The organism is Methylobacterium cerastii, assembly GCF_022179125.1.
Lineage (GTDB): Bacteria > Pseudomonadota > Alphaproteobacteria > Rhizobiales > Beijerinckiaceae > Methylobacterium > Methylobacterium cerastii.
The window spans coordinates 1-4925 of sequence record NZ_BPQG01000060.1; the positions used below are offsets into that span (position 1 = coordinate 1).

General features: G+C 72.9%; 4 protein-coding genes. 1 reads left to right on the plus strand and 3 read right to left on the minus strand.

Annotation, left to right across the window (positions count from 1 at the left end; translation table 11 throughout):
- Positions 1-115: 115 nt before the first annotated feature.
- From cueR to MFF13_RS19250, 3 genes are read right to left on the minus strand one after another with little or no spacing between them, the layout of a single operon-like run.
- Positions 116-598: a Cu(I)-responsive transcriptional regulator gene (gene cueR / locus MFF13_RS19240; protein ID WP_147832356.1), complete on the minus strand. Its 483-nt coding sequence runs from the start codon at positions 596-598 to the stop codon at positions 116-118.
- Positions 598-3090 carry a heavy metal translocating P-type ATPase gene (locus tag MFF13_RS19245; protein WP_147765332.1) on the minus strand — a complete coding sequence of 831 codons (2493 nt, stop codon included), beginning with the start codon at positions 3088-3090 and terminating at the stop codon, positions 598-600. Before MFF13_RS19245 ends, cueR begins: the two co-directional genes overlap by 1 nt.
- A 34-nt stretch (positions 3091-3124) precedes the next feature.
- Complete coding sequence (locus MFF13_RS19250; RefSeq protein ID WP_238272743.1) at positions 3125-3628, minus strand: hypothetical protein; 504 nt, start codon at positions 3626-3628, stop codon at positions 3125-3127.
- A 388-nt stretch (positions 3629-4016) separates the two neighbouring features.
- On the opposite strand from MFF13_RS19250, the gene MFF13_RS19255 reads away from it, so the two are divergent.
- Positions 4017-4925, plus strand: a 909-nt coding sequence (locus MFF13_RS19255; protein ID WP_238272744.1) for an MCP four helix bundle domain-containing protein, incomplete at its 3' end; no start/stop codon positions are given.

Genomic DNA, 4925 nt, shown 5'->3' on the forward strand with positions numbered 1-4925 from the left:
CCCGCAACCAAACATCATATCATCCATAGCGAGCCCGCGCCGTCGAAAGACAGCGCGGGCTCGTCGCGTTTGGGCAGTGAGGCTGAGGTCGGACCCGGTCCAGGCGGAACGCGCCTCATCCGTTTCCGCGCCGGCGTGCCGGTCGGCCCAGGCCGAAGCGTGCGGGGCCGCCCGGTGCACCCTTCACGACGGGCGCGCCCGGGCCGGCGCCTGTTTCCGCCAGATCCTCCATGATCGGACAATACGGCCTGGCGTCGCCGTGGCAGCGCGCGGCCAAAGCCGTCAGCGTCCGGCTCATGGCATGAAGCTCCTCGGCCTTACGCTCCAGGGCTGCCACGTGCTCCAGCGCGATGCGCTTCACGTCGGCGCTGGCGCGGTCCCGGTCGCGCCACAGGGCGAGCAGCGTGCCGATCTGCTCCACCGTAAAGCCGAGGTCGCGCGCACGGCGGATGAAGCGCAGGGTGTGGATCCCCACCTCGGTATAGTGCCGATAGCCGGCTTCCGAGCGTGCGGCCTCTGCGATCAAGCCGGTGCTCTCGTAGTAGCGGATCATCTTGGCCGAAACGCCGGAGGCGCGTGCGGCCTCGCCGATCGTCATCATCGTTGCACCTCACAGGCCGGGCGCCAGCGACGCAGCAGCAGCGCGTTCCCGACGACGCTGACGCTGGAGAACGCCATCGCTGCGCCCGCCACCACCGGGCTGAGCAGCCCGAAGGCCGCGAGCGGGATGCCGACCACGTTGTAGGCGAGCGCCCAGAACAGGTTCTGCCGGATCTTGGCATAGGTCCGCCGCGCGATGTCGATCGCGTCGGCAACCAGCATCGGATCGCCGCGCATCAGCGTGATGCCGGCCGCGTGCATCGCGACGTCGGTGCCGGTGCTCAAGGCAATGCCGACGTCGGCGGCGGCGAGCGCCGGCGCGTCGTTGACTCCGTCGCCGACCATGGCGACGCGGCGCCCGCCCGCCTTCAGGCGGAGGATCGCGGCCGCCTTGTCCTCCGGGAGAAGCTCGGCCACCACCTCGTCGAGGCCGAGCGCCTCGGCCGCGCGGGCGGCGCTGCCCCGGTTGTCGCCGGTGAGCATCACCGTGCGCAGGCCGCGCCGGCCGATTGCCGCGATGGAAGCGGCCGCGGAGGGTTTCACCGCATCGCCGAAGGCGATCAGGCCGAGCAGCCGCACGGGCGCGGTCCCCCCGGCTTCCTCCTCCGAGATCCAGGAAACCGTGCGGCCCGCCCGCGCCAGGGCTTCGCCCCGGTCCGCGAGGGGCGCCAGGTCGACGCCGTCCTCCTCCATCAACCGGCGGCTGCCGAGGCGGAGCGCGCGGCCGTCCACCTCGGCGGCGACGCCGCGGCCCGGCAGCGCCCGCAGGTTGGCGGCCGGCGGCGGCGACACGCCCTCCGCTGCGGCGAGCGTCGCGACGGCGCGGGCGAGGGGATGCTCGCTGCCGGCCTGCAGCGCGGCGGCACGGCGCAGGAGGTCTGCGCGCGTGACGCCCGGCGCAGGCTCGAGGTCCGTCACCGTCGGGCGCCCTTCCGTCAGCGTGCCGGTCTTGTCGAAGGCGACCGTGTCGAGGGCGTGGGCCACCTCCAGGGCTTGCGCGTCCTTGATCAGGATGCCGTGGCGCGCCGCGACGCCGGTGCCGGCCATGATCGCCGTCGGCGTCGCGAGGCCGAGGGCGCAGGGGCAGGCGATGACCAGCACCGCGACCGCATCGATCAGCGCCGTTTCCGCGCTAGCGCCGGCAATGAGCCACCAGCCGAGGAAGGTGAGCAGGCCCAAGCCGAGCACCACCGGCACGAACACCGCGCTCACCCGGTCGACCAGGCGCTGGATCGGCGCCTTGGCAGCCTGCGCGTCCTCGACAAGGCGGATGATCCGCGCGAGCGTCGCCTCCGCGCCGACCGCGGCGACCTCGACCACGAGCCGGCCGTCGCCGTTGATGGCGCCGCCGACGACCCGGTCGCCGACGGCTTTTGCCACCGGCAGGCTCTCGCCGGTGATCAGCGCCTCGTCGATCCGGCTCGCGCCGTCGCGGATCGTGCCGTCGGCGGGCAGGCGTTCGCCGGGGCGGACCACGACCGCGTCGCCGACCCGGAGCGCGGAGACCTCGATCTCGGCCTCGCTGCCGTCCGGCCGGCGCAGGCGCGCGCGCTCGGGCCGCAGCGCCGTCAACGCCCGGATGGCCGACGCGGTGCTGCGCTTGGCGCGGCTCTCCAGGCGCTTGCCGAGCAGAACGAGGGTGATCACCACCGCCGAGGCTTCGAAGTACAGGTGCGGGGTCGCGCGGCCGGCCTCCGCGGCGCGGACGAGCTGGTACAGGCTCAGCGCGTAGGCCGCGGAGGTGCCGAGCGCGACGAGCAGGTCCATGTTGCCGGCGCCCGCCCGCAGCGCGCGCCAGCCGGCCCGGTAGAACCGGGCGCCGAGCCAGAACTGGATCGGGGTCGCGAGCGCCAACTGCACCCAGCCGGGCGGCATCCAGGCGATCCCGAACGGCATCAGCAGCATCGGCGCGACCAGCGGCGCCGCGAGCGCCGCGGCGACCAGGAGGTGGATTTCGTCGCGGCGGGCGGCGGCGTCGCGTGTGGCCTCCGCGGCGTCGGGTCCGCCGGCGGGCGCGGCCGGCGTCGCATCGTAGCCGGCCTCAGCCACCGCCGCGACGAGGTCCGCGTCGGCCACGACGCCGGCCGCCGCCGTCACCCGCGCCCGCTCGGTGGCGAGGTTCACCGAGGCTTGCGAAACCCCGGGCACCGCCCGCAGCGCCGCCTCGACCCGCCCGGCGCAGGAGGCGCAGGTCATGCCCGCGACGGCGAAGTCGCGGGTCTCGCCGCCGACGTCGTAGCCGGCATCCGTCACGGCGCAGGCGAGGGCCGCCGCCAGCACGCCCGTCGCGACGGTGACGCTGGCCCGCTCGGTGGCAAGGTTCACGGAGGCGCTCGACACGCCCGGCACCGCCCGCAACGCCGCCTCGATCCGGCCGGCGCAGGAGGCGCAGGTCATCCCGAGGACGGGGAGGGCGACGGTTCGGACGGCCTCCGTCGCGTGCGCCTCGGGGGCGATCGGGGTGAGCGTGTCGGAGTCGGCTTTCAGCATAAGAGGAGAGATGGGGCTTCCCACGGTGGGAAGGTCAAGGCCGCCGGACGTCGGATCGTCGCTTCGGTTTCGCGGATCGCCAAGCCCGCTGCGGAGATCGAGCATCGCGAATGCGCGGTGCCGCACCGGAGGGCGCGGCGAGCCAGGCCCGGCGCTCCGCGATCAGCCGCCGCAGGCGGGCGCGTCGGGCGTTCGGCCGGATGCAGTCGCAGCTCTCGATGCCGGCCGGGTCGCAGCTGAGGATCGAGAGGATCGCCACCGCGATCCCGAGGATGCCGAGGGCGACGAGGGGCCATGCGAGGCCGAGGCCGACGAGCGCGGCGATGGCGAGCTTCCCGGCCAGGGAGCCGACGAGCTTGGTCTTCGCCAGCGCGAGCAGGGCGCCGCCGCCGCCCGCGCCGCCGCGCAGGGCCCGGACGATCCGCTTGCGGGCGCGATGCCGCGCGGCCAGCGCCTCCAGGCGCCGCAGCTGACGCGCGACCGCCGCATGGGTCGCGTAGGCCCCGGCCGCGGGGCGCGGATGCAGCGCCTCCGTCATCACCCGAGCCTAGCGCGACGCGCCGGGTCGGTCGACCGGCCACGATGCGGGGTGCGCCGTCAAAGAGAAGCTGGTCTTTGCACCCGGGCGACCATGCAGACGGCCCCTGACGCGTCCCACCGCGTGCGCGCGTCAGGGGCCGTTTCAAGCAACGCTCCATCAGGACGCGCGTCGTTTCCGGCACATCCGTTCATGGGCTCAGCTATCATCGGAAACATATCGATCGATGTCGATGCATTAAGCACGGTGCACCTTTTGGATGCAGGGTGATGGTCTCTGAAACCGACGGTCGGCACGGGTTTTTTAACGCGTTGAACCGCTTTCTCATCCAGCGGTTGTGCGCGCGGCGCGCCGCCCCGGTCGTCCCGCGCAGGTTCGGACAATGCGCTTGCACGTCTCCCTCAAAGCCTCGCTCGGCGCCGCCTTCGGCTTCCTTGCACTCATCAGCGCCGGACAGGGCGTCGTCTCGCTTGCGAAGCTGTCGAGCATCGGCACGTCCGTCGACGCGATCTCCAGCAACTGGCTGCCCTCCGTCGTCGCGGCGAACAACGTCAAGGCCGCCGAAGCCGACATCCGCATCAAGCATCTGCGCCTCCTGACGCCCACGAAGTCGGCGACCGCCTTCTCCGAGGACAGCAAGCTGCTCGCGACGTCGGCGTCCGAGTTCGAGGCGACGCGCAAGTCCTACGAGACCTTGATCTCCGGCGAGGACGAGCGCTCGATCTACAACGCGTTCGTCGCGTCCTGGAACAAGTACGATGCGGCCACCGTGGAATCCATGCAGTTGGCCGAGGCGGGACTGATGTCGGAGGCGGCGGCGCTGATCGGCAGCCCCGACAACGCGAACTTGTACGACAACGCCCGCGACGCGCTGAACCGCGTCGTCGCCTACAACGAGGTCGGCGCCCGCAGGGATGCGGCGGACGCCATGGCTCAGATCGATGCCGCGACGGCGACGACCTACTGCGCCATCGTCCTGGCGCTCGTCGCGGCCTGCGCCGCCGCGGCGTTCAGCCTCCTGCGCGTCTCGCGACCGATCCAGGCGATGACCGGCGTGATGTCGGGGCTGGCCGCCGGCGAGGCCGAGATCGCGGTGCCGTACGGCGCCCGCCGCGACGAAATCGGCGCGATGGCGTCGGCGGTCCAGGTGTTCAAGGAGAACCTGATCCGCACACGCAAGCTGGAGGCGGAGACGGCGGACGCGCGGCTGGCGGCGGAGGCGCAGCGCAAGGCCGGGATGCGGCAGATGGCCGACGACTTCGAGGCGGCGGTGGGCGGCATCGTCGGGATGGTGTCG

Coding starts and splice junctions, on each gene's coding strand:
- cueR (WP_147832356.1), bottom strand. CDS start 598: ATGACGATCGGCGAGGCCGCACGCGCCTCCGGCGTTTCGGCCAAGATG.
- MFF13_RS19245 (WP_147765332.1), bottom strand. CDS start 3,090: ATGCTGAAAGCCGACTCCGACACGCTCACCCCGATCGCCCCCGAGGCG.
- MFF13_RS19250 (WP_238272743.1), bottom strand. CDS start 3,628: ATGACGGAGGCGCTGCATCCGCGCCCCGCGGCCGGGGCCTACGCGACC.